Source organism: Streptomyces europaeiscabiei (genome assembly GCF_036346855.1).
Classification (GTDB): domain Bacteria; phylum Actinomycetota; class Actinomycetes; order Streptomycetales; family Streptomycetaceae; genus Streptomyces; species Streptomyces europaeiscabiei.
The window spans coordinates 3,003,899-3,025,839 of the sequence record NZ_CP107841.1; the positions used below are offsets into that span (position 1 = coordinate 3,003,899).

The window sequence follows — 21,941 nt, forward strand, 5'->3', positions numbered from 1 at the left end:
CGGACGTCGGCTACACGTCCGTCAGACGGATGCCCGCATGGGCCTTGTAGCGGCGGTTCACGGAGATCAGGTTGGCGACCAGCGACTCGACCTGGTGGGCGTTGCGCAGCCGGCCGGCGAAGATGCCCCGCATGCCGGGGATGCGGCCCGCCAGCGCCTGCACGATCTCGACGTCGGCCCGCTCCTCGCCGAGGACCATCACATCGGTGTCGATCTCCTCGATCTCCGGGTCTTCGAGAAGGACGGCGGAGAGGTGGTGGAAGGCGGCGGTGACGCGTGAGTCGGGCAGCAGGGCGGCGGCCTGCTCGGCGGCGCTGCCCTCCTCCGGCTTCAGCGCGTAGGCGCCCTTCTTGTCGAAGCCGAGCGGGTTGACGCAGTCGACGACGAGCTTTCCGGCGAGTTCCTCGCGCAGCGATTCGAGGGTCTTGCCGTGTCCGTCCCACGGCACCGCGACGATCACGATGTCGCTGCGGCGGGCGGTCTCGGCATTGTCGGCGCCCTCGACCCCGTGCCCGAGCTCCTCGGCCACGCCCTGCGCTCGGTCGGCGGCCCGCGACCCGATGATCACCTTCTGGCCGGCCTTGGCGAGACGGTACGCGAGGCCCTTGCCCTGCGGCCCGGTGCCGCCGAGCACGCCGACGACGAGCCCCGACACGTCCGGCAGGTCCCAGGGATCCTTGGCCGGGGCCTTCGCGGGGACCTTCGCGGCGGGCTGCTGTGAACTGTCAGTAGAGGTCATGGGCCGACTTTACGTGCGCGCCGGTCGCGGGTAGCGGTCAGGTGGGGGCGGTCACGGGGACACGGCGGCTCGGGCTCCGGCGAGGTGCGCGTCGCGCCCCTCTGCGCCGTGCGCCGCCCCTGCTGGAGCGGGTGCACGACGCGCGGCGGGGCGACGGTGCTCGCGCTGGACACCGGGGACCGGGAGCTGGACGCGATACCCCACGAGTCGTCGGCCTTCGGCAGGGCGGGGCGTCGCGACGGGGCGGGGCGGGGCGCGCAGTTGTGGGGCCGGGGGCCGACGAGGCCCGGGAAAAGCGGTTGCTGCGGGGGTGGGGGCGGTTGAGCATGGGCCGTCGTGACTGCTTCCGATGATGCCGCTCCGGCCTCCACGGCTCCCTCCCCTTCCGCTTCAGCCTCCGCGGCTTCGTCCCCTTCCTCTCCTCCCTCTCCGCCCTCCCTGGATTCGTCCCCTTCCTCATCGGCTTCCTCGGCTTCGCGGCTGGGCGCACTGTTGCCCGATCTCGCGCCATGGCGGGTGTCCGTGGATTTCCGGCGGCTGTGGGTGGCGGGGCTGATCACGAACTTCGGGAGTTTTCTGACGTTCGTGGCACTGCCGGTGCAGATGAAGGAGCTGACGGGGTCGGTGGTGGCGGTCGGGGCGATCGGGGCGGTCGAACTCGTGCCGCTGATCGTGTTCGGGCTGTACGGCGGGGCTCTCGCCGACGCGTTGGACAAGCGGGCGCTGATCCTGTGGAGCGAGGTCGGGCAGGGGCTGCTGTGCGCCGGGTTGCTGGTGAACGCGTTGCTGCCGGAACCGCTGGTGTGGCCGTTGTACCTGGTGGCCGCCGTGTCGTCCGCACTGGTCGCGGTCCAGCGGCCGGCCCTGGACTCGATCGTGCCCCGGATCGTCCCGCACGAGCATCTGCCGGCCGCCGCCTCGCTCAACTCGCTCCGCTGGACGGTGGGCGGGGTGGCCGCACCGGCTCTGGCGGGTGTCGTCGTGGCCTACGCGGGGCTCGGCTGGGCGTACGCGGCGGATCTCGCGACCTTCGTGGCGTCGGTCGCGCTGGCCGTGGGCCTGGCTCCCTCCCCCGCGTCGCACGAGGCCGCGAAGCCGTCGTTGCGCTCCATCGCGGAGGGGGCGCGGTACGCGTGGAGCCGTAAGGAACTGCTCGGTACGTACGCCGTCGATCTCGCCGCGATGTTTCTGGCGATGCCGCTGGCCCTGCTGCCGTTCCTCGCGGACGAGCTGGACGCCCGGTGGTCGCTCGGGCTGATGTACGCGGCGCTGCCTGCCGGGGCGTTGCTGGTGACGTTGACGAGTGGGTGGGCGTCCCGGGTGCACCGGCATGGGCGGATGGTGGTGCTGGCGGCGGCGTTGTGGGGGCTGTCGGTCATGGCGGCGGGGCTGGTGCGGGATGTGTGGCTGGTGCTGGCGTTCCTGGTGCTGGGGGGTGCGTTCGACATGGTGAGCGGGATCTTCCGGGCGGCGATGTGGAATCAGACCATTCCGGACGAGTTGCGGGGGCGGCTCGCGGGGATCGAGTTGCTGTCGTACTCCGTCGGGCCCCAGCTGGGGCAGGTACGGGCCGGGGGCATGGCGGCGTGGACGTCCGTACGGGCGTCCGTGTGGGCCGGTGGGGTGCTGTGCGTGGGGGCGGTGGGGTTGCTGGCGCTGTGTCTGCCGCAGCTGATGTCCTACGACGTGCGGACGAACGAGCATGCGGTGCGGTTGCGGGAGCGGCGGGAGGCGTGCCCGCCCGTCACTCCCGGCTGACACGAGCCGCCGCCCGCGGACCGCGACTCCGCCCGTGCTCGTCTCCCACCCGTACGACCCGTGACTCCGCAGCGACAGGTGCGGGTCTCCCGTGAGGGCCGATCACCGCCGGCGGCTGCGCACCGCAGCTCCGCCGGCCCCTTCGCCACCCGCACCGCCAGCGACCGCCCGCGACCGCCAAAGGGCACACCGAATGCCCCGTGGGGGCCGACCCCCGGCGACTGCGGACCGCAGCTCCGTCGGTCCCTTTCCCTCACCCACCCGCCCCGCCCGCCCCGCCCGCGACCTCCGAGCGGCACGTGCGGGTCTCCCGTGGGGGCCGTCGGCGGCCGCAGGGCAGGGTGGGCCCGGCCCCTCCGGCTCCGGAGCGGTGGGCGGCCACCGCCAGCTTGATCGCGGCGGAGGCGACGCCGCCCCTCGCGCCCTGCCGCTTCCGCGTCGCGTCGGGTCAGTCGGCGTTCGGGCCGTCGGCCGGGGCGTCGTGCCAGCGAGGGTCGGATTCCCATTCCGCGTTGCGTTCCTGGGCTGTTTCCATGGCTCGGGTGGCGTCCTGGCGGGAGGGGTAGGGGCCCATGCGGTCCTTGCCGGGGCAGTCGGGGCCCTCTTCGACCTTCTTGTGCTCCAGGCAGTAGAACCATTCGCCGGGCTTGCCGACCGTACGCCGTTTGAACAGGGGCATGACCTGAGTTCCCTTCACCAGTCGTCACCGACATGGTCCCCCACCACCGCTGGTTAAACTCGCCTGCATGTCTGGCCAGTCGCTGCTCGCACCGGGGAAGCTCTCCCCCACCCGCACCGTCCCGGGAAACATCCGCCGACCCGAGTACGTGGGCAAGCCCGCCCCGACTCCGTACACCGGGCCGGAGGTGCAGACGCCCGAGACCATCGAGGCGATGCGCGTCGCCGGCCGGATCGCGGCTCGGGCGATGGCCGAGGCGGCGAAGCACATCGCGCCCGGAGTCACCACGGACGAGCTGGACCGGGTGGCGCACGAGTACATGTGCGACCACGGGGCCTATCCGTCGACGCTCGGCTACCGTGGCTTCCCCAAGTCGCTGTGCACCTCGGTCAACGAGGTCATCTGCCACGGCATCCCCGACTCGACCGTGCTGCGCGACGGCGACATCGTCAACCTGGACGTGACGGCGTACATCGGCGGCGTCCACGGCGACAACAACGCCACCTACCTGGTGGGGGATGTCGACGAGGAGTCGTCGCTGCTCGTCGAGCGGACCCGGGAGTCCCTCGCCCGTGCCATCAAGGCGGTCAGGCCCGGTCGGCAGATCAACATCATCGGGCGGGTCATCGAGTCGTACGCGAAGCGGTTCGGATACGGGGTCGTGCGCGACTTCACGGGACACGGGATCAACTCGTCGTTCCACTCCGGGCTGATCGTCCCGCACTACGACTCCCCGCACGCCACCACGGTGATCCAGACCGGGATGACGTTCACGATCGAGCCGATGCTGACGCTCGGGTCGTACGACTACGACATGTGGGACGACGGCTGGACGGTCGTCACCAAGGACCTCAAGCGCACCGCCCAGTTCGAGCACACGCTGGTGGTGACGGAGACGGGCGCGGAGATCCTCACGCTGCCGTAGATCCACACCAGACGTCCTCAAGCGACAGCCCGCCTTCGGCCTCGGCCGTACGGCGGGCTTTTCGTTGCGCGGATCGTTGCGCGGATCGTTGCACGGATTCCATGTGGGCCAGGTGAGGATCCGGGGTACCGTTTTACCGACAGGGAGTCGGGAACCTGTTGACTTAGGTAAGCCTAACCATAGAAAATGGCGTCAGCTTCTCGTCTTCCCCACTTCGGCACCGGAGGCCTTCATGAACGCGTCGGTCGCATCGGACACGGCGTTCTCCACGCTCATCCGCACCGCCTCGCACGAGCAGCACACCGAGGCGGAGTCCACGACGTTCATGGGCGACATGCTGGGCGGCAAGCTCGGTGTCGAGGCGTACACGCGGTACACCGAGCAGCTGTGGTTCGTGTACGCGGCACTGGAGAGCGCCGCGCCGGGACTGGCCGGCGACCCGGTCGCCGGGCCGTTCATCCAGCCCGAGCTGATGCGGCTGGCCGCGCTGGAGCGGGACCTGGAGCATCTGCGCGGCCCCGGCTGGCGCTCGACGCTCACGGCGCTGCCGGCGACCGAGGCGTACGCGGCGCGGGTCGCCGAGTGCGCGCGCACCTGGGCCGGCGGTTATGTGGCCCACCACTACACGCGGTACCTCGGTGACCTCTCGGGCGGGCAGATCATCCGGGACCGGGCCGAGAAGACGTGGGGCTTCGCCAAGAAGGGCGACGGGGTTCGGTTCTACGTCTTCGAGGAGATCACCAACCCGGCCGCGTTCAAGCGGGGGTACCGGGAGCTGCTGGACCGGGTGCGGGCCGATGACCTGGAGAAGCAGCGGATCGTGAGCGAGTGCAAGCGGGCGTTCGCGCTCAACACCGCGGTCTTTCTCGCCTTGGGGGAAGAGTTCCCGCTGACTGCGTGAGTGCTCCGCTCGTAGGGTCGGTCGTTCGCTGCGGGTGGGTGGGGGCCGGCCGCGCAGTTCCCCGCGCCCCTTGGAAGCATGGGGCGCCCTACCTCTCCAGGAACACTCGCCCCCCGACCTCCACCCACCCGTGCGGCTGCGGGGCCGTGAGGAGCTGGGAGCCCGTGCCCTGGGTGATGTTCAGGGCTCGGCCCAGCTGGGCGGTCAGCTGCAGGGCCGCCGCTCCGGTGGCCTCGTCCTCGTCGATACCGTCGTCGCGGCCGGGGAAGGCGCGGGCGCGGACACGGCCGGCGGCCTCGTCCTCCCAGGCCCAGGCGTAGATCCAGTCGCCGGGCTGCGGGACGCGCAGGTCGTCGACCTCGGCGGCGGTGGCGTACTGGCGGAACGTGCGGGGCGGGGCCCACTCCGGCAGGGCCTCGATCCAGCTGAACTCGCCGTCCAGCCGGGCCCCGACGACACCGGCCTGGGTGACCAGTTCGGGCACGTCGAGCAGCCAGGCCGCGCCCACGCACGGGTATCCGGCGAAGGGCAGGCGCAGCGAGGGGGTGTAGATGTCGATGACACCGCGCTCGGGGTCGTCCACGAACACGGTCTCGCTGAAGCCGAGTTTGGCGGCGAACTCCTGACGCTCGGCGCGGTCGGGCATCAGGGAGCCCTCGCGGACGACGCCCAGTTCGTTGCCGTATCCGCCGCGGGGTCCGCAGAACACCCGCAGCACGTCGAAGTCGCTCACTCCCGCATTGAAGCATCAACCGGGCCCCGGGTCGTACCAGGTCACCACACCGCCGGGCAGCGATCGGGCCGGGCCGACCCCACCCATGAGAGGACCAAGTGACCGTACTGGACAAGCCGGTCGAGCCGGAGAGGTCCGACGGGCCCGCGGAGGCGAGCGGGGAGTCGGGCAAGGCGGCCGGGGCCTGCGTAGCACGGCCCTCCGTCCCCGCCCGACGTCGCGCCCCCCTTCTCCTCACCGTCGCTCTCGTCGTCGCCCTCCTCGTCCTGGTCCCCGTCGCCGGTGGCCTCGGGGCCTATCCGATCCCCACCGGTGACGTGATCTCCTCGGTCGTCCACCGGATCGGCCTCGGCGGGGCGGAGCTCGAACGTGTTCCCGAGTCGGTGCTGTGGAACGTGCGGTTCCCGCGGATCGTGCTGGCGTTGCTGATCGGGGCCTCGCTCGGGTGCGCGGGGGCGCTGATGCAGGGGATCTTCGGGAACCCGCTGGCGGAGCCGAGTGTCATCGGGGTCTCGCTGGGCGCGGCGGTGGGCGCGGTCGCGACGATCGCGTTCGGGATCACGTTCCTCGGGAACTGGACGGTGTCGGTGTTCGCGTTCGTCGCGGGGCTGATCACCGTGTTCGTGGTGTACGCGATGTCACGGTCGGGCGGTCGTACGGAGGTCGTGACGCTGATCCTCACCGGTATCGCGGTGAACGCGTTCGCGGGCGCCACGATCGGGCTGTTCATCTTCCTGGCCGAGGACACGGCGGCCGTCAACCAGATCACCTTCTGGCAGCTGGGTTCGCTCGCGCAGTCGACGTGGCCGAAGGTGCTGGCGGTGCTGCCGTGCGCGGTGGTCGGGCTGGCCGTCGCGCCCTTCTCCGCGCGGAAGCTGGACCTCCTCGCGCTGGGTGAGCGGCCGGCGCGGCATCTCGGGGTGGACGTGGAGCGGCTGCGGGTCGTGCTGATCCTGGTCGTCGCGCTGCTCACCGCCGCCGCCGTGAGCGTGTCGGGAGTGATCGGTTTCGTCGGGCTCGTCATCCCGCATCTGCTGCGGATGGCGGCCGGGCCGGGGCACCGGTTCCTGATTCCGGGCAGCGCGCTCGCCGGGGCGGTCGTCCTGCTGGCGGCCGACCTCGCGGCCCGCACGATCGTCCAGCCCGCCGAACTCCCCCTCGGCGTCCTCACCGCCCTGATCGGCAGCCCGTTCTTCTTCTGGCTGCTCCGCAGGACCCGCCGCAAGCAAGGAGGCTGGGCATGACGTCCAGGACGAGCGGGAGGTCCCTGACAGGGTTCCTCCGGGGGCGGCTGGGCGCGGGCGCTCCCACTCCGCCGCCTCCGTCCGCCCCCGGTGACGTCCTCGCCGAGGCCCAGGACGTCACCGTCCGGCTCGGTGCCCGGGAGGTGCTCCACGGCGTCTGCGTCGCCGCCCGCGCCGGCGAGGTGCTCGCCCTGGTGGGGCCGAACGGGGCCGGGAAGTCGACGCTGCTGGGCGTCCTGGCCGCGGATCTGCCGGTCGACGGCGGTGTCGTACGGGTGCACGGGCGGCCGGTGGGTGAGTGGTCTGCGCCCGAACTCGCTCTGCGGCGGGCGGTGTTGCCCCAGTCGGCGGCGCTGTCGTTCCCGTTCACGGTGGAGGAGGTCGTACGGATGGGGCGGGCGCCGTGGGCGCGGCAGCCGGACGTGTACGACGAGGACGACGCCTTGGTGGCGGAGGCGATGGCGGTCACGGAGGTCACCGGGTTCGCGGCCCGGCCCTTCTCCGCGCTGAGCGGCGGTGAGCGCGCCCGGGTGGCGCTGGCGCGGGTGCTCGCCCAGCGGGCGCCGCTGCTGATGCTGGACGAGCCGACGGCCGCGCTGGACCTGCGCCACCAGGAACTGGTGCTGACGGTGTGCCGGGAGCGGGCGCGGGCCGGGGACGCGGTGGTCGTCGTACTGCACGATCTGGGGCTGGCGGCGGCGTACGCGGACCGGGTGGCCGTACTGCGGGACGGGCGCGTCGCGGCGGACGGGCCGCCGGCCGGGGTCTTCGAGGAGGCGTTGCTGTCGGAGGTGTACCGGCAGCCGGTCGAAGTGTTCCCGCATCCACGGACCGGCGATGTCCTGATCACACCGAAACGGGGTTCTTGACCGGGGAATGGGTCTCTTGACCCGCTCTTGACCGGACTATGGGGGCTGTTTTGAGCCACCGTGATCGGCCCGTGCTCGTACGGCTCCGGAGGGAGGGTTTCACTGGGGGTACAGCATTTGGTGAGGTTAGCCTCAGATAACTTGGGGCCGCCTCACCTTCTCTGTGTGTCCCCTGTGTACTGCCTTGGAGCCGAAATGCGCCCCCTCAGACTCTCCGTCGTCACCGCCGCCGCGACCGTGGCGGCCCTGACCGCCGTCACCGGCTGCACCGAGAAGAGCAGCGCGGGTGCGGACGGGGCCATCACGGTGACCGCGACCGACACCGAGTGCGAGGTGTCGAAGAAGGAGTTCCCGGCGGGGCACGTCGAGCTGGACATCGAGAACAAGGGCTCCAAGGTCACCGAGGTCTACCTCCTCTTCCCGGACGACCGCGTCGTCACCGAGCGCGAGAACATCGGGCCCGGCACCAAGCAGAAGGTCACCGCCGAGGTGAAGGCGGGCGACTACCGGATCGCCTGCAAGCCCGGCATGAAGGGCGACGGCATCCGGCAGGACGTCAGGGCCACCGGCGGCGGCAAGGTCGCCAAGAGGGACCCCCGGCTCGACGCGGCCGTCGCCTCGTACCGCAAGTACGTGCAGAGTCAGGCCGACGAGACCCTCCCGCTGGCGAAGGTGTTCGCCGAGGCCGTCAAGGACGGGGACGTCGAGGCCGCGAAGAAGGCGTACGCGCCCTCCCGTATCGGCTGGGAGCGGACCGAGCCGGTCGCCGAGTCCTTCGGTGACATCGACCCGAAGGTCGACCTGCGCGAGGACGGTCTGGAGGAGGGCCAGGACCTGGAGAAGGACTGGACGGGCTGGCACCGCCTGGAGCGTTCGCTCTGGCAGGACGGCAAGCTCACCGACCGTGACTCCGAGCTGGCCGACCAGCTGGTGACCGACCTGGAGGACTGGCAGAAGCGGGTCGGCAAGGCCGAGATCACTCCGACCTCCATGGCCAACGGCGCCAAGGAACTCCTCGACGAGGTCGCCACCGGCAAGGTCACCGGCGAGGAGGAGCGCTACTCGCACACCGACCTGGTCGATTTCAAGGCCAACGTCGAGGGCGCCGAGAAGTCGTACGAGTTGCTGAAGTCCGTCGCCGCCGAGAACGACCCGGAGCTGACGAAGGAACTCGACCAGCAGTTCGCGGCACTGAACACGCTGCTCGACAAGTACCGCGCGGACAAGACCGGGTACGACTTCGTCTCCTACGACAAGGTCGGCAAGGCGGAGCAGAAGGAGCTGTCGGACGCGGTGAACGCGCTCGCCGAGCCCCTCTCCCAGCTCGCGGCTGCCGTGGTGAAGTGACGATGGCCGACGACGACACCTCCTCCGAAGCCCCCGACACCCGTGCTCCCTCGCGGCGTGCGCTGATCGGCTGGGGCGGTGCCGGGCTCGCGCTCGGTGCCGCCGCGGCCGGCGGCGCGGTCGCCGTGGCCCGCACCGGCGACGACGCGGCCCCCGCCGCCGGGGCGGCCGTCGCCTTCCACGGCACCCACCAGGCCGGTATCGCCACGCCCGTGCAGGACCGGCTGCACTTCGCCGCGTTCGACGTGGAGACGGACGACCGCGCCGAGTTCGTGGCGATGCTGAAGGACTGGACGGCCGCCGCGCGCCGGATGACGGCCGGGAAGGCGGTCGGCGACGGCGCGTACGGCGGTCTGGCCGAGGCCCCGCCGGACGACACCGGGGAGGCGCTGGGACTGAAGCCGTCCCGGCTGACGCTGACGATCGGCTTCGGGCCGTCACTGTTCGACAGGTTCGACCTGGCGGGGCAGCGGCCCGAGGCGCTGGTGGACCTGCCGCAGTTCGCCGGCGACAACCTGGACCGGGCCCGCAGCGGCGGCGACCTGTGCGTCCAGGCCTGCGCGGACGACCCCCAGGTCGCGGTGCACGCCATCCGCAACCTCGCCCGCATCGGCTTCGGCAAGGTGTCGGTCCGCTGGTCCCAGCTCGGGTTCGGCAAGACCTCGTCGACCACACCCGAGGCGCAGACCCCGCGCAACCTCCTGGGGTTCAAGGACGGCACCCGCAACATCGCGGGCACCGAGACGGACCGGCTGAAGAAGTTCGTGTGGGTGGGCGAGAAGGACGTCGACGAGAACGCGGCGTGGATGACCGGCGGCTCGTACCTCGTCGCCCGCCGCATTCGGATGCACATCGAGCCCTGGGACCGAACCTCGCTGCAGGAGCAGGAAGACATCTTCGGCCGTGACAAGGGCGAGGGCGCCCCGGTCGGCAAGGCGAAGGAGCGTGACGAGCCGTTCCTGAAGGCGATGCTGCCGGACGCGCACGTACGGCTCGCGCACCCCGACTCCAACCACGGGGCGACGCTCCTGCGCCGCGGCTACTCCTTCACCGACGGCACGGACGGGCTCGGCCGCCTGGACGCGGGCCTGTTCTTCCTCGCCTACCAGCGCGATGTGCGCACGGGGTTCATCCCGGTCCAGCGCAACCTGGCCACGGACGCGCTCAACGAGTACATCCAGCACGTGGGTTCGGCGGTCTTCGCGGTCCCGCCCGGTGTCCGGGACGCCGACGACTGGTGGGGCCGGGCGCTGTTCTCCGCGTCTGCGGCATCGACGACGGAGGGATGAGCCGGTGTTCGCGAACTATCTGATCGGTCTGCGGGAGGGCCTGGAGGCCAGTCTCGTCGTCTGCATCCTCATCGCCTATCTGGTGAAGACGGACCGCCGGGACGCGCTGAAGCCCATCTGGATCGGCATCGGTGTCGCCGTCGGGCTGGCGCTCGCCTTCGGCTGCGTACTCGAATTCGGCTCCCAGGAGCTGACGTTCAAGGCGCAGGAGACGCTCGGCGGCTCCCTGTCGATCATCGCGGTGGTTCTGGTGACCTGGATGGTCTTCTGGATGCGGCGCACGGCCCGCCATCTGAAGGCCGACCTGCACGGCAAGCTCGACGCGGCGCTGCGGATGGGCACGGGAGCGCTGGTGGCGACCGCGTTCCTCGCGGTGGGCCGGGAGGGCCTGGAGACCTCGCTGTTCGTGTGGACGTCGGTGCGGGCGTCCGGCGACGGCGCCGAGGCCCCGCTGATCGGCGCCCTGCTGGGCCTGGCGACGGCGGTCGTGCTCGGCTGGCTGTTCTACCGGGGCGCGCTGCGCATCAACCTCGCCAGGTTCTTCACCTGGACCGGCGGCATGCTCGTCGTGGTCGCGGCCGGCGTCCTCGCGTACGGCTTCCACGACCTCCAGGAGGCCGACTTCCTGCCCGGCCTGACGGACAAGGCGTTCGACATCACGGGGACGATCCCGCCGGACAGCTGGTACGGCACCCTGCTGAAGGGCGTCTTCAACTTCCAGCCGGACCCGACGGTCCTCCAAGTCACGGTCTGGCTCCTGTATCTGGTCCCGACGCTCGCGCTGTTCCTCGCCCCGGTAGGGTTCGCCTCCGGGAAGGGGAAGGTGAAGATTCCTGATGAGCAGGGTTCTCGGGGTTCTGAGCCCACGAAGGCTTCGTGAGGTTCGTCCGGTTCGTACAGGCGGGAGGTTCCTCGGACTCCGCCGGTACATCGGACTCCGCCGGTACAGCGGCCTCGGCCGGTACAGCGGGCTTCGGTCGTACGGCCGCGGCGCGCTGGTGACCACGGCGGTGACCGCGCTGTCGTTGACGGCGAGCGGGTGCGTGGTGGTCCGCGGCGACCTGGAGGTCGTCCCCACGACGACCCGGGGCGAGGCGGCGCGGGCGCTGAAGGACTTCACCACCGCGTACAACAAGGCGGACAAGGCGTACGACCAGTCCCAGGACGCCTCCCGGGTCACCGGCGCGCTCGCCGACATCGACGGCGGCAAGCTCCGCTCGGGCGCGAAGCTCAACCCGGGCGGCAACCCGAACCATGTGGCGCTGAAGCTGACCGACGTCACGTACACGATCCCTCAGAAGGCGGCCTGGCCGCGCTGGTTCCTGGCCGACGCCGCCGCGAACAAGGGCAACTCGACGGACCGTTGGCTGTTCGTCTTCACCCGGGACGGGCTGACCGATCTGTGGGAGGTGTCCTTCCTCACGGTCGTGGCCGCCGCCGACATGCCCGAGTTCAAGAAGGACGAGAACGGCTACGCCCAGGTGGTCACGCCCAACGACCCCGAACTCTCCGTCACACCGGCGGAGTTGCCCGACAAGTACGTCACGTACCTGAAGGAGGACAGCGCCCTCTTCGCGGACGGGCCGTACACCTCCGAGGAGCGTTCCGAGCGCCAGCGGAACGCGGCGAAGCCGGGGCTGGCACGCCAGTTCATCGACGAGGCGCTCACCAACGGCGACTACGCGCCGGTCGGCCTGCGCACCACGGACGGCGGGGCGCTGGTCTTCTTCACCACCCGCCAGTACCAGAAGCAGACCGCCGCGCAGGGCGTGAACATCCCGGTCAGCGACGCGGCCGTCAGGGCGCTGATGACGGGCGAGCCGAAGCAGTCCCTGACCCTGGAGTTCGTGAACAACCAGGTGGTCCTCGATCCGGCGAAGACGGAGTCGGACCAGCAGGTGAGGTTTTTGAGCCAGGTGGGCGGGCTCACGGGCGCCAAGGGCGAGTGACGAGGAGGCGACCGGCGGCCCGGGGGTGTCAGCCTCTGGAGGGCCAGGCCGCGTTCGTGTGGTCCGACTGCTCGCCCACATGGCGGGAGCAGGCGTCGGTGAGGATCTCCAGCAGGGTCAGCGGGTCCGGCAGCGGGTGCTCGGGGCCGCGTACCCAGTGGACGGTGAGGTCACCGGGGAGCCGGGCCGGCGGTACGAGGACGTAGGACCCGCGGCAGTGCCAGCGCAGGCCCGGGTGCTCGTCCATGGTCTCAGGGTGGCAGTCCAGCTCGCAGGGCCACCACTCGTCCTCGTCCTCGGGCGTGCCCCGGGTGAGGGTGAAGAAGAGGAGCCGTCCCTCGCCGGACTCGGACTCGGACTCCGCGACGGGCCCCACCTCGATCCCGGCGGCGAGCAGCCGCTCAAGGGCCTCGCTCCCGGCGGCGAACGGTACGTCCAGCACGTCGTGGACCATGCCGGTCGAGGTGATGAAGTTGGCCTGCGGCTGGTGCCGTGCCCAGCGCTCGATCTGGGTGCGGTCGGTGGTGGACTGCGTCTGCCAGGCGAACGACACCGGGTGCCGGGCGGGGGTGGGACAGCCCACGCGGTCACAGGAACACCGGTAGCCCGAGGGGTACGCGGCGGGCGCGAGCGGGAGTCCGGCAGCGGCGGCGGCGAGCAGCAGTTCCTCACGGCCCGCTTCGTCGGCGGCCCCGTCGAGCGGGCGGCTGCCGCGTCGGGCGCGCAGCCACTCGGAGAACCTGCCCTGCCGACCACTCCTGCCGCCGAACGTCGCGCTCATCTATCGCCTCGCCTCGCTGTGGTGCGGACAGCATGCTTCATCGTCCCACCATCCTGCGCCGCGGGCGGCCGGAGCCCACGTCCGGGGTAGGTGGGGCGATGCCGGGGTGCGGACAGGGATGGTGGGCTATTACATGCTTTGACGGGATTTACATCCCGCCCGTCGGCCCACTTGGTCGACACTTGGTCGGATTGATCACACCCGGGCGGCGAGTTGACCGGGGTCAGCGGGGCGCGAGGCCGTACAGGGCGTAGTCGACGAGTGTGTCCGTGTAGTCGTACGAGATGGGTCCGGTCCTCTGGAGCCATCGCTGGGCGAGGGGGGAGACGAAGAGTTCGAGGGCGATGCGCGGATCGAGGTCGGGCCTGACCTGTCCCGCGCCCTGCGCGGACTCCAACCGCTGCACATAGAGCTGGAGTTGGGGTTCGAGGAGCCGGGCCACGAACTCCTTCGTGAGCTTCTCGTCGACGACCCCGGCGGCGGCGAGGGCGCGGGAGGGAACCTCGAACTTCGGATCGAGGAGTTCGTCCACGGTGGCCCGCAGGACGTTCTTGAGGTCGGCCGCGAGGTCGCCGGTGTCCGGGATGGCGTACTCCCGCTCCCGGTCCGGCCCCGCCGCCTGCTCGGCGGCCTGTTCCTGCAGATCGAGGAACGCCTCCAGCAGCACCTCCGCCTTGGAGGACCACCACCGGTAGATCGTCTGCTTCCCGACGCCGGCGCGGGCCGCGATGCCCTCGATGGTCGTCTTCTGGTACCCGGCTTCACCGACGAGGGTGAGGGCGGCGTCGTAGATGGCGCGGCGCGACTTCTCGCTGCGCCGGGCGGAATCAGGGGCGGTCTTGTTGGCCATGGTCCGAACCTATCAGGTTGACAAGACGGTACGTCTCGCCGGATGGTGGTGGACGCAAGCGAGACGAACCGTATCGTCACAGCGAGGGAGATCGTCATGACCCGAGGTGGAGCAGGAAACATGCTGGGAGTGGGCGGTTCCCGCCGGAACCTGGGCCGCGAGGCCCTGCGCGGCGGACCCGCGAACGGCCGTGTCGGCGGCGGCCTCGACCCCCAGGCCCAGAAGCGGGAGCTGCTGCGCAAGCTCCAGGCGAAACGCCAGGAGGCAGAGACGGGAACGGAGGGTACGACCGGCGAGTCCTCGTGAACCGCAGCGGGTCCGCCCCGCCGGAGCCACCCTGAGTGGTCCCGGCGGGGCGGACCCGCCTAGCGTCCACGGAGCTGGACCACAGGGCCGGAGCCGGGTCGCCGGGGAGGTGAGGCCTGCCGGGCCGGCTCAGCGGCGGCACGGGACGGTCGTCATCCGTCCAGCTCCAGCACCCCCACGGTCTGGTGCCCGCTGGTCTCCCCCGTCGTGCGGAAGCCGAGGCCGAGGTAGAAGGCCTCCGGGCCGTCGGGGCCGGGGTGCCAGGTGACGTACAGCCTGCTGCCGCCTCGGCTGCGGATCTCGGCGGCCACCGACTCGACGGCGAAACGGCCGTACCCCCGCCCCTGTTCGTCGGCGGCGATGTTGAGACGCCAGAGCCCGGAACGGATGTCGGTGCCCGAGCCGTCGCCCTTCCAGTCGATGTCGAGGAAGGCCATCAGGAAGCCGACGGCCCGGTCGCCGTCCCGGATCAGCCGGGGCCAGGCGACACCGGGGTGGACATACGCCTCGGCCAGCGACCGCGCGACCGGCTCCACCAGGTGCTCCTGGTCGGGGCGGATGCTCACGGCGAGTGCTGCTTCGAGGTTGGCGGGGGTTATCTGTTCCAGGTGCGGTGTCGTCGACATGATCGATGACATAGACGGAAGGGGTGCGGGGGTCGCAAGCGATTTAAGGGTGCGGGCAGGGGGCGGGGCGGGCAGGGGCGGGGCGGGCAGGGAGTCAGTCGGTGCCACCATCGGCGGCCGGCGGCCAGGCGTCGCCCCACTCCGTGTCGCGGGCCGCCCTGTAGAGGAGGCCGTGGCGCTTGGTGACGGTCGTCCGGCCGAGGGCGGGAACAGCTTCGGTCCCGGTCTCGGGGCTGCTCTCGGGGCCGGTCTCGGGGCCGGTCTCGGGGCCGGTGGCCGTCGCCGTTCCGCAGAGGTCCAGGAGGACCTGGCCCTTGCGGATCTGGGGCTTGCGGACGACACGGGAGGAGGCCGGGGCCGGGGGGAAGCGGGTGGCGGCGACGTAGCTGAACTTCTCGTCCTCGTACGGCAGGGAGCCGCCCTTGACCTGGCGGTGCAGGGAGGACCGGCTGACGCGGGCGGCGAAGTGGCACCAGTCCTCGCCGGGGACGATGGGGCAGGCGGCGCTGTGCGGGCAGGGCGCGGCGATGTGGAACCCGGCGGCGACGAGACGGTCCCGGGCCTCGATGACGCGGGCGTACCCGTCGGGGGTGCCGGGTTCGACGATCACGACGGCCCGGGCGGCGGTCGCGGCCGCCTCGACCACGGCCGCGCGGTCGGCTGCGGTCAGCTCACCGAGGACGTAGGAGACGGTGACGAGATCAGTGCTCTCGATGGTGAGCGCCGATCCGATACGAGAGCGCTGCCACTCGGCGGCCTTCAGCTCCGGGTTCGCCGCGGCGATCTCCCGCCCGAGCGCCAGCGCCGGCTCCGCCCAGTCGAGCACCCTCACCGGACGGCCGCCCTCCCAGGTCGCGTTCACCGCCCACGTGGCCGCGCCCGTACCCCCGCCGACATCCACATGGCTGCCGGGCACCCACCCGGGCACCGCCACCGCGAACGCCTCCAGCGCCGAGCACACCGCCTCGAACGTCGCCGGCATCCGGTACGCCGCGTACGCCACCACGTCCGACCGGTCCCGCAGCACCGGCGCGTCCGTCGGCGTCCGCCCCCGGTAGTTCGCGATCAGCCGCTCCACCGCCTGCGTGGCCGACTTCGGCGGAAGACCGTCGAGGAGCCCGGCGAGGGCGCTGCGGAGGGTGTCGGCGGAGGAGGCGGGGGCGGGGGCGTTCACGAAGCGATTCTAGGGGGCCCTCGTCGCCCTTTCGGCTGGCGCCCGGAGGGCCGGCGGCCACGGTCGGGAAGACCGGCCCCACTCCCCCGCGCCGTCGCCCCGCCCGCGTCGGCTCACCTTCCCCGCACCGCCCGCGCCACCCGGGTCCCCGCCGCCGCGCGTGCCGCGTTGACCGGGTCGCGGCGGCGGGGATGGACCGCGTTGGTGAGGAGGACGAGGAAGGTGTCCGTCGCCTGGTCCAGGACCAGGGACGTGCCCGTGAACCCGGTGTGGCCGGCCGCACCCCGGCCCGCCAACTCGCCCATGAACCAAGTCTGGTCGAGGGCGAAGCCGAGACCCGGCGGGGTGAGCATCAGCTCGACGAAATCGGGGCCGAGGATGCGCGCGGGGCCGTAGGAACCGCCCGCGAGCAGGGTGCGGCAGAAGATCGCCAGGTCCCGGGCCGTCGAGAAGAGGCCCGCGTGGCCGGCCACACCGCCGAGGGACCACGCGTTCTCGTCATGGACGTGGCCGCGGACCATGCCCCGGTCCGCCTTGGCCCAGGGATGGCGCTGGTCCTCCGTCGCCGCGGCGGCCGGGCAGGGGCCGAAGGCCGTCGACACCATGCCCAGCGGATGGGTGATGCCGTCGCGGATCAGGATGTCGAGGGTCCGGCCGGTCAGCCGTTCCAGGACGTGCTGGAGGAGCAGGAGGTTCAGGTCGGAGTAGACGTGGGCCGTGCCGGGGGGCGAGATCGGGGCCTCCGAGCGGAGCATCGCCAGACGGGCGGCCGGGGACGGGCAGCCGTACAGCGGCAGTTCGGGACGTAACCCGGAGGTGTGGGTGAGGAGGTGGCGGACGGTGAGACCGTGTTCGGCGGCGCCCGTGAAGTCGGGGAGGTACGCCGCCACCTTCGCGTCGATGCCGAGGGTGCCGCGTTCCAGTTGCTGGATTGCCGCCACCGCGGTGAACAGCTTGGTGAGGGAGGCCAGGTCGAAGGGGGTCCGGGGGGTCGCCGGCACGCGGGCGTCCGGCGGGAGTTCCCGTCCCCTGTCGGCGCGTTCGTCGTAGGCCTCGTAGCGGACCGCCCAGCCCGCCGCCTCCTCGACGGCGATGACGGGGCCGCGGCCCGCGAGGACGACGGCGGCGGGGGCCCTGGGGCGGTCCCCTTCCGTCAACGCGCGCACGTCTCGTACGAGATGGCGCAGTTCCTCGGGGTCGAGTCCGGCCCGTTCCGGAGTGTCCGTGCGCAGTCTCGGCGCGCTCAGCTTTCCGCTCCCTCCACTGTCGTACGCCTGTTCCAAGGACGGCACAGTGCCACGAAGCACGTCGCGGCCACCAGTGTCGCGGCCAGTTGGACGACGGCCATGGGCACGGCGGTGTCCTCGCCCGCGACGCCGACCAGGGGGGACGCTATCGCGCCGATCAGGAAGGACGAGGTACCCAGCAGGGCCGACGCGGAACCCGCCGCGTGGCGCACCCGCATCAGGGCGAGGGCCTGGGTGTTGGGGAGGGTGACGCCCATCGCCGACATCAGGACGAAGAGGGCCGCCGCCACCGGGGTGAGGCCGACCTCGCCGAAGACGCCCAGGGACATCAGCAGCAGCGCGGTCGCCGCCAGCGCGACGACGGTGAGGCCCACCGCGAACACCTTGTCCAGGCTCACCCGGCCGACCAGGATCTTGCCGTTGATCTGGCCGACGATGACGAGGCCGACGGAGTTGACGCCGAACAGCAGGCTGAACGTCTGCGGGGAGGCGCCGTAGATCTCCTGGATCACGAACGGGGAGGCGCTGATGTACGCGAAGAGGGCGGCGAAGGCGAAGCTGCCGGCGAGCGTGTAGCCCATGAAGACCCGGTCGGTGAGCAGACCGCGCATGGCGCTCAGGGTCTCGCCGATGCCGCCGCTGTGGCGTTCGGCGGGGGTGAGCGTCTCGGGGAGCCTCGCCCAGACGACCGCGAGGAGCGCGATGCCGATGACGGTGAGGACGACGAAGACGCCCCGCCAGTCCGTGACGCGGAGGATCTGGCCGCCGATCAGCGGCGCGATGATCGGGGCCACCCCGGAGATCAGCATCAGGGTGGAGAAGAAGCGGGCCATCGCGTCGCCGTCGTACAGGTCGCGGACCACGGCTCGGGCGATCACGATCCCGGCCGAGCCGGCGAGGCCCTGCACCAGACGGAAGGCGATGAGGGTCTCGATGGTGGGGGCGAGGGCACAGAGGGCGGTGGCGACGATGTAGACGGCGAGACCGAGGAGCAGCGGACGGCGGCGGCCGAAACGGTCGCTCATCGGACCGATCAGGAGCTGGCCGAGCGCCATGCCGGCGAGACAGGCAGTGAGGGTGAGCTGGACCGTGGTGGCGGGGGCGTGGAGGGAGTCGGTGACCTCCGGCAGGGCCGGGAGGTACATGTCCATCGCGAGGGGCGGGGTGGCGGTGAGGCCGCCGAGGATGAGGGTGACGAGGAGACCGGTACGGCGGAGGGCGGTGGGGTTCGTCTTCGACGACTGTGGCTTCGCCGACTGCGGCCTCGACGGCTGTCGCTTCGACGACTGTGACTCTGGCTGCCGTGACGTCGGCTGCCGTGAGGTCGACGGCTGTGACGTAGACGGCTGTGGCTGCGACGGTCGCGGCGGCTGCGACGGCCGTTGTTCCGCCGCCGCGCCGGGCTTGGCGTACTGCCCCGCCGTCGTGTTCGGCTCGGCCGCCGCCGAGCCCGGTATGTGCCCCTCGGGCATGTGCCCCTCCCTCTCCGTTCGGTCCGCCACCTATGCTCTCAGCTCGTACGACGTGGGCGGGGTCACAATCCCGCCCCGGGGCCGAGGACAGGGGTGGCGATGTCGAACGACGGACGTGTGCGGTGGGGGATCCTGGCGACCGGAGGGATCGCCGCGGCCTTCACGGCCGACCTCGTCGACCTGCCGGACGCCGAGGTCGTGGCGGTGGCCTCGCGGAGCGAGGCCTCGGCGAAGACCTTCGCGGAACGGTTCGGGATACCGAGGGCGTACAGCGAGTGGCGCGCGCTCGCCGAGGACACGGACGTGGACGTGGTGTACGTCGCCACTCCGCACGCGGCGCACCGGGTCGCCGCCGGGATGTGTCTGGAGGCGGGGCGGAACGTGCTGTGCGAGAAGGCGTTCACGCTGAACGTGCGGGAGGCGGAGGAACTGGTCGCGCTGGCGCGGGAGCGCGGGCGGTTCCTGATGGAGGCCATGTGGATGTACTGCAATCCGCTGGTGCGGCGGCTGGCGGAGATGGTGCGGGACGGCGCGATCGGTGAAGTACGGACCGTGCAGGCCGACTTCGGGCTCGCCGGGCCCTTCCCGCCCTCGCACCGGCTGCGGGATCCGGCGCAGGGCGGGGGCGCGCTGCTCGACCTCGGCGTGTACCCGGTGTCGTTCGCGCAGCTGCTGCTCGGGGAGCCGTCGGACGTCACGGGGAGAGCGGTGCTCTCCGAGGAGGGCGTCGATCTCCAGACCGGAGCACTGCTCTCCTGGGAGAGCGGTGCCATCGCTTCGGTGCACTGCTCCATCGTGGGCGGCACGGGCACGTCCGCCTCGGTGACCGGTTCCGAGGGCCGCATCGACATCCCGTCCGGGTTCTTCTTCCCGGAACGGTTCGTCCTGCACCGCGACGGCCGCGACCCGCAGACCTTCACCGCCGACCCGGCCCACGGCCCCCGAAACAGCCTCCGGCACGAGGCCGCCGAGGTCATGCGGGCCCTGCGCGCCGGCGAGACCGAGTCCCCGCTCGTCCCCCTCGACGGCACCCTCGCCGTGATGCGCACCCTGGACGCGATCCGGGACGGCATCGGGGTGCGGTATCCCGGCGAGGAGCGCCTGAACGAAGGTTCGTTCGCGTAAAGGAAGGCGGGCGCCGGGGCTGGGGCGAGGGCCGGCGGCGGGGCCGGGATCGTGATCGGCGAAAAACGAAGGTTCGTTCCGCACCGGCCTCGCATCGGCCCGGCATCGGACCTCCGCCCCGCCCGCCAACCCCCGCCCACAGAACGAAGGTTCGTTCGCGGCCCGCCCGTCCTCGGCTACACCGGCGTGAGGCCCGGCTTGCCCGCCTCCACCGCGAAGGACGCCACCGTCGAGATGCCCGCGCCCGTCGTCGTCACGTACGGCACGGCCTTGAAGTCGGCGCGGGCGGACCGGCGGTCGAGCCTGACCGTCGTGTAGCCGCGGCGGCCGTTGTAGAAGCGCATGTGGGGGTTGGCGGTCATGTAGGTGTCCCAGTTGGCGGGCTTGTCGGAGCCGTTGCCGCCGCTGCTCACGGAGGAGGCGACGAGCTCCGTGCCGACGGTCCGCGAGGAGCGGTCGTCGAAGTCGCGTTTGATGTCGAAGGCGTAGCCGACATGGACGTCACCCGTGAGGACCATCAGGTTCTCGATGCCGGCGGCCTCCGCGCCGGCCAGGAGACGTTCGCGGGAGGCCGGGTAGCCGTCCCAGGAGTCCATCGACACCTTGTAGACGTCGCCGACGGCGTTGCGGCGCTGGGAGAAGGTGACCTGCTGCGGGACGACGTTCCAGATCGCGTCGGACCGGTCCCACCCGTCGAGGAGCCAGCGCTCCTGCGTGGCGCCCGTCATCGTGCGCGCCGGGTCGGCGGACTCCGGGCCGGGTATCTGCCAGCCGTCGCCCTGCGCCTGGTTGGAGCGGTACTGGCGGGTGTCGAGTATGTCGAACTGGGCGAGGCGGCCCCACCGGAAGCGGCGGTAGAGCGTCATGTCGGGTCCGTCGGGGCGCTGGGGGCGGCGCAGCGGCTGGTTCTCCCAGTAGGCGCGGTAGGCGGCGGCGCGACGCAGCAGGAACTCCTCGGAGGGCTCGCCGCCGTCGGGGTTGTCGCCCGCGTAGTTGTTCTCGGTCTCGTGGTCGTCCCAGGTGACGACGAAGGGGTGCGCGGCGTGGGCGGCCCGCTGGTCGGGGTCGGTCTTGTGGAGGGCGTACCGCAGTCGGTAGTCCTCCAGGGTGACCGTCTCGTGGTTGAAGAGGTCGGGCAGGACGCGGTCGGTGTAGTTGCGGGCGCCGCCGACGGAGTTCACGGCGTACTCGTAGAGGTAGTCCCCGAGGTGGAGGACGACGTCGAGGTCCTCGTCCGCGAGGTGCCGGTAGGCGGTGTAGTAGCCCTGGTCGTACCGCTGGCAGGAGACGGCCGCGAAGGAGAGCGCGGTGGAGCCGGTCAGATGGCCGCGGCCGGGGGCGGTGCGGGTGCGGCCGGTCTCGCTGATCCAGGTGCCGGTGCGGAAGCGGTAGTAGTAGACGCGGCCGGGGGCGAGGTGGGCGGCCTCGACGTGGACGGTGTGGTGGAACTCGGGGTGGGCGGTGGCGGTGCCGCGTCTGACGACGCGCCGGAATCTGTCGTCGTGGGCCAGTTCCCATCGGACGGCGACGCGTTCGGCGGGCAGGCCGCCGTCGGGCTGGTACGGGGCGGGGGCGAGCCGGGTCCACAGGAGCACGGAGGTGGGGTGCGGGTCGCCGGAGGCCACGCCGAGGGTGAAGGGGTCCTCGGTGATCTGCCGCGGGTCGAGCGTGGCCGCGGCCGCGGCACCGGCCGCGGGAAGGTTGGTGGCGAAGGCGAGCGCGGCGGCGGCTCCCGTGACGGTGAGGAAGCGGCGGCGGTCGAAGTGCCGCGCGGCGGCGCGGAGTTCGGGCGCGTGGGACGAGCGGGGCTGCGTCGACCGGTGGGCTGTGGGTGTCATCTGGCCCTCTACTGAAGGTAGTTGTGTTTGTGCATTGGAGTGGCCAGGTTCGACGATCTTCTGTCACGTACACAACACCCAGATGGCGG

At 71.6% G+C, this 21,941-nt stretch carries 21 protein-coding genes; 11 read left to right on the top strand and 10 right to left on the bottom strand.

All coding sequences use genetic code 11. The annotated features are described in order from the left end of the window. Positions 1-10: 10 nt before the first annotated feature. Complete coding sequence (gene npdG, locus OG858_RS13015) at positions 11-739, bottom strand: NADPH-dependent F420 reductase (protein WP_319064617.1); 729 nt, start codon at positions 737-739, stop codon at positions 11-13. A 438-nt stretch (positions 740-1,177) separates the two neighbouring features. On the opposite strand from npdG, the gene OG858_RS13020 reads away from it, so the two are divergent. Continuing rightward, the gene (locus OG858_RS13020) at positions 1,178-2,497 is read left to right on the top strand and encodes an MFS transporter (RefSeq protein ID WP_408059475.1); all 1,320 of its coding nucleotides are present in this window, start codon (positions 1,178-1,180) and stop codon (positions 2,495-2,497) included. Between the two features lie 448 nt (positions 2,498-2,945). On the opposite strand, the gene OG858_RS13025 is transcribed toward OG858_RS13020, so the two are convergent. Beyond that, positions 2,946-3,176 carry a hypothetical protein gene (locus tag OG858_RS13025; protein ID WP_037704624.1) on the bottom strand — a complete coding sequence of 77 codons (231 nt, stop codon included), beginning with the start codon at positions 3,174-3,176 and terminating at the stop codon, positions 2,946-2,948. Between the two features lie 67 nt (positions 3,177-3,243). Here OG858_RS13025 and map point away from each other — a divergent pair, with 67 nt between their 5' ends. Beyond that, a complete protein-coding gene (map, locus tag OG858_RS13030; protein ID WP_086754451.1) occupies positions 3,244-4,101 on the top strand; it encodes a type I methionyl aminopeptidase in 858 nt (285 codons plus the stop codon). 232 nt (positions 4,102-4,333) lie between these two features. Further along, positions 4,334-5,002, top strand: a complete 669-nt coding sequence (locus OG858_RS13035) for a biliverdin-producing heme oxygenase (RefSeq protein ID WP_086754449.1) — start codon at positions 4,334-4,336, stop codon at positions 5,000-5,002. Positions 5,003-5,090: 88 nt separating this feature from the next. Here the strand turns inward: OG858_RS13035 and OG858_RS13040 are convergent, their stop codons facing one another. Continuing rightward, positions 5,091-5,735 (bottom strand): PhzF family phenazine biosynthesis protein, encoded by a 645-nt coding sequence (locus OG858_RS13040; RefSeq protein WP_328544895.1) that lies wholly within the window; start codon positions 5,733-5,735, stop codon positions 5,091-5,093. Between the two features lie 98 nt (positions 5,736-5,833). On the opposite strand from OG858_RS13040, the gene OG858_RS13045 reads away from it, so the two are divergent. From OG858_RS13045 to OG858_RS13070, 6 genes are all read left to right on the top strand, one after another. After that, positions 5,834-6,979, top strand: coding sequence for a FecCD family ABC transporter permease (locus tag OG858_RS13045; RefSeq protein WP_328544894.1), 1,146 nt, complete (start codon positions 5,834-5,836; stop codon positions 6,977-6,979). Then, positions 6,976-7,848 (top strand): heme ABC transporter ATP-binding protein, encoded by an 873-nt coding sequence (locus tag OG858_RS13050; RefSeq protein WP_086753292.1) that lies wholly within the window; start codon positions 6,976-6,978, stop codon positions 7,846-7,848. The genes OG858_RS13045 and OG858_RS13050 overlap by 4 nt, the downstream gene beginning before the upstream one ends. Positions 7,849-8,043: 195 nt before the next feature. Then, positions 8,044-9,195: an iron uptake system protein EfeO gene (gene efeO, locus OG858_RS13055; protein ID WP_319064619.1), complete on the top strand. Its 1,152-nt coding sequence runs from the start codon at positions 8,044-8,046 to the stop codon at positions 9,193-9,195. Between the two features lie 2 nt (positions 9,196-9,197). Then, complete coding sequence (gene efeB, locus OG858_RS13060; RefSeq protein ID WP_086753288.1) at positions 9,198-10,484, top strand: iron uptake transporter deferrochelatase/peroxidase subunit; 1,287 nt, start codon at positions 9,198-9,200, stop codon at positions 10,482-10,484. Positions 10,485-10,488: 4 nt separating this feature from the next. Beyond that, a complete protein-coding gene (gene efeU, locus OG858_RS13065) occupies positions 10,489-11,364 on the top strand; it encodes an iron uptake transporter permease EfeU (protein ID WP_319266756.1) in 876 nt (291 codons plus the stop codon). Further along, positions 11,321-12,433: a hypothetical protein gene (locus OG858_RS13070; protein WP_086753284.1), complete on the top strand. Its 1,113-nt coding sequence runs from the start codon at positions 11,321-11,323 to the stop codon at positions 12,431-12,433. The genes efeU and OG858_RS13070 overlap by 44 nt, the downstream gene beginning before the upstream one ends. 28 nt (positions 12,434-12,461) lie before the next feature. Here OG858_RS13070 and OG858_RS13075 read toward each other — a convergent pair whose 3' ends face one another. Both OG858_RS13075 and OG858_RS13080 read right to left on the bottom strand, forming a co-directional pair. Beyond that, positions 12,462-13,214, bottom strand: coding sequence for a bifunctional DNA primase/polymerase (locus OG858_RS13075; RefSeq protein WP_086753282.1), 753 nt, complete (start codon positions 13,212-13,214; stop codon positions 12,462-12,464). Between the two features lie 223 nt (positions 13,215-13,437). Then, the gene (locus tag OG858_RS13080) at positions 13,438-14,064 is read right to left on the bottom strand and encodes a TetR/AcrR family transcriptional regulator (protein ID WP_086753280.1); all 627 of its coding nucleotides are present in this window, start codon (positions 14,062-14,064) and stop codon (positions 13,438-13,440) included. A 96-nt stretch (positions 14,065-14,160) separates the two neighbouring features. On the opposite strand from OG858_RS13080, the gene OG858_RS13085 reads away from it, so the two are divergent. Then, positions 14,161-14,370 (top strand): DUF6243 family protein, encoded by a 210-nt coding sequence (locus OG858_RS13085; RefSeq protein ID WP_179201420.1) that lies wholly within the window; start codon positions 14,161-14,163, stop codon positions 14,368-14,370. Positions 14,371-14,522: 152 nt separating this feature from the next. On the opposite strand, the gene OG858_RS13090 is transcribed toward OG858_RS13085, so the two are convergent. From OG858_RS13090 to OG858_RS13105, 4 genes are all read right to left on the bottom strand, one after another. Continuing rightward, positions 14,523-14,996, bottom strand: a complete 474-nt coding sequence (locus OG858_RS13090) for a GNAT family N-acetyltransferase (RefSeq protein WP_319320700.1) — start codon at positions 14,994-14,996, stop codon at positions 14,523-14,525. 94 nt (positions 14,997-15,090) lie between these two features. Beyond that, on the bottom strand, positions 15,091-16,170 hold the full coding sequence (locus OG858_RS13095; protein WP_328544893.1) for a small ribosomal subunit Rsm22 family protein: 1,080 nt from the start codon (positions 16,168-16,170) through the stop codon (positions 15,091-15,093). 113 nt (positions 16,171-16,283) lie between these two features. Further along, the gene (locus tag OG858_RS13100) at positions 16,284-17,462 is read right to left on the bottom strand and encodes a serine hydrolase domain-containing protein (protein WP_408059389.1); all 1,179 of its coding nucleotides are present in this window, start codon (positions 17,460-17,462) and stop codon (positions 16,284-16,286) included. Next, positions 17,414-18,889 carry a multidrug effflux MFS transporter gene (locus tag OG858_RS13105; protein WP_327748988.1) on the bottom strand — a complete coding sequence of 492 codons (1,476 nt, stop codon included), beginning with the start codon at positions 18,887-18,889 and terminating at the stop codon, positions 17,414-17,416. Before OG858_RS13105 ends, OG858_RS13100 begins: the two co-directional genes overlap by 49 nt. 99 nt (positions 18,890-18,988) lie before the next feature. Here OG858_RS13105 and OG858_RS13110 point away from each other — a divergent pair, with 99 nt between their 5' ends. Further along, positions 18,989-20,014 carry a Gfo/Idh/MocA family protein gene (locus tag OG858_RS13110; RefSeq protein ID WP_319321868.1) on the top strand — a complete coding sequence of 342 codons (1,026 nt, stop codon included), beginning with the start codon at positions 18,989-18,991 and terminating at the stop codon, positions 20,012-20,014. A 176-nt stretch (positions 20,015-20,190) separates the two neighbouring features. Here the strand turns inward: OG858_RS13110 and OG858_RS13115 are convergent, their stop codons facing one another. Next, positions 20,191-21,852 carry an alkaline phosphatase D family protein gene (locus OG858_RS13115; protein ID WP_319266767.1) on the bottom strand — a complete coding sequence of 554 codons (1,662 nt, stop codon included), beginning with the start codon at positions 21,850-21,852 and terminating at the stop codon, positions 20,191-20,193. Between the last annotated feature and the right edge of the window lie 89 nt (positions 21,853-21,941).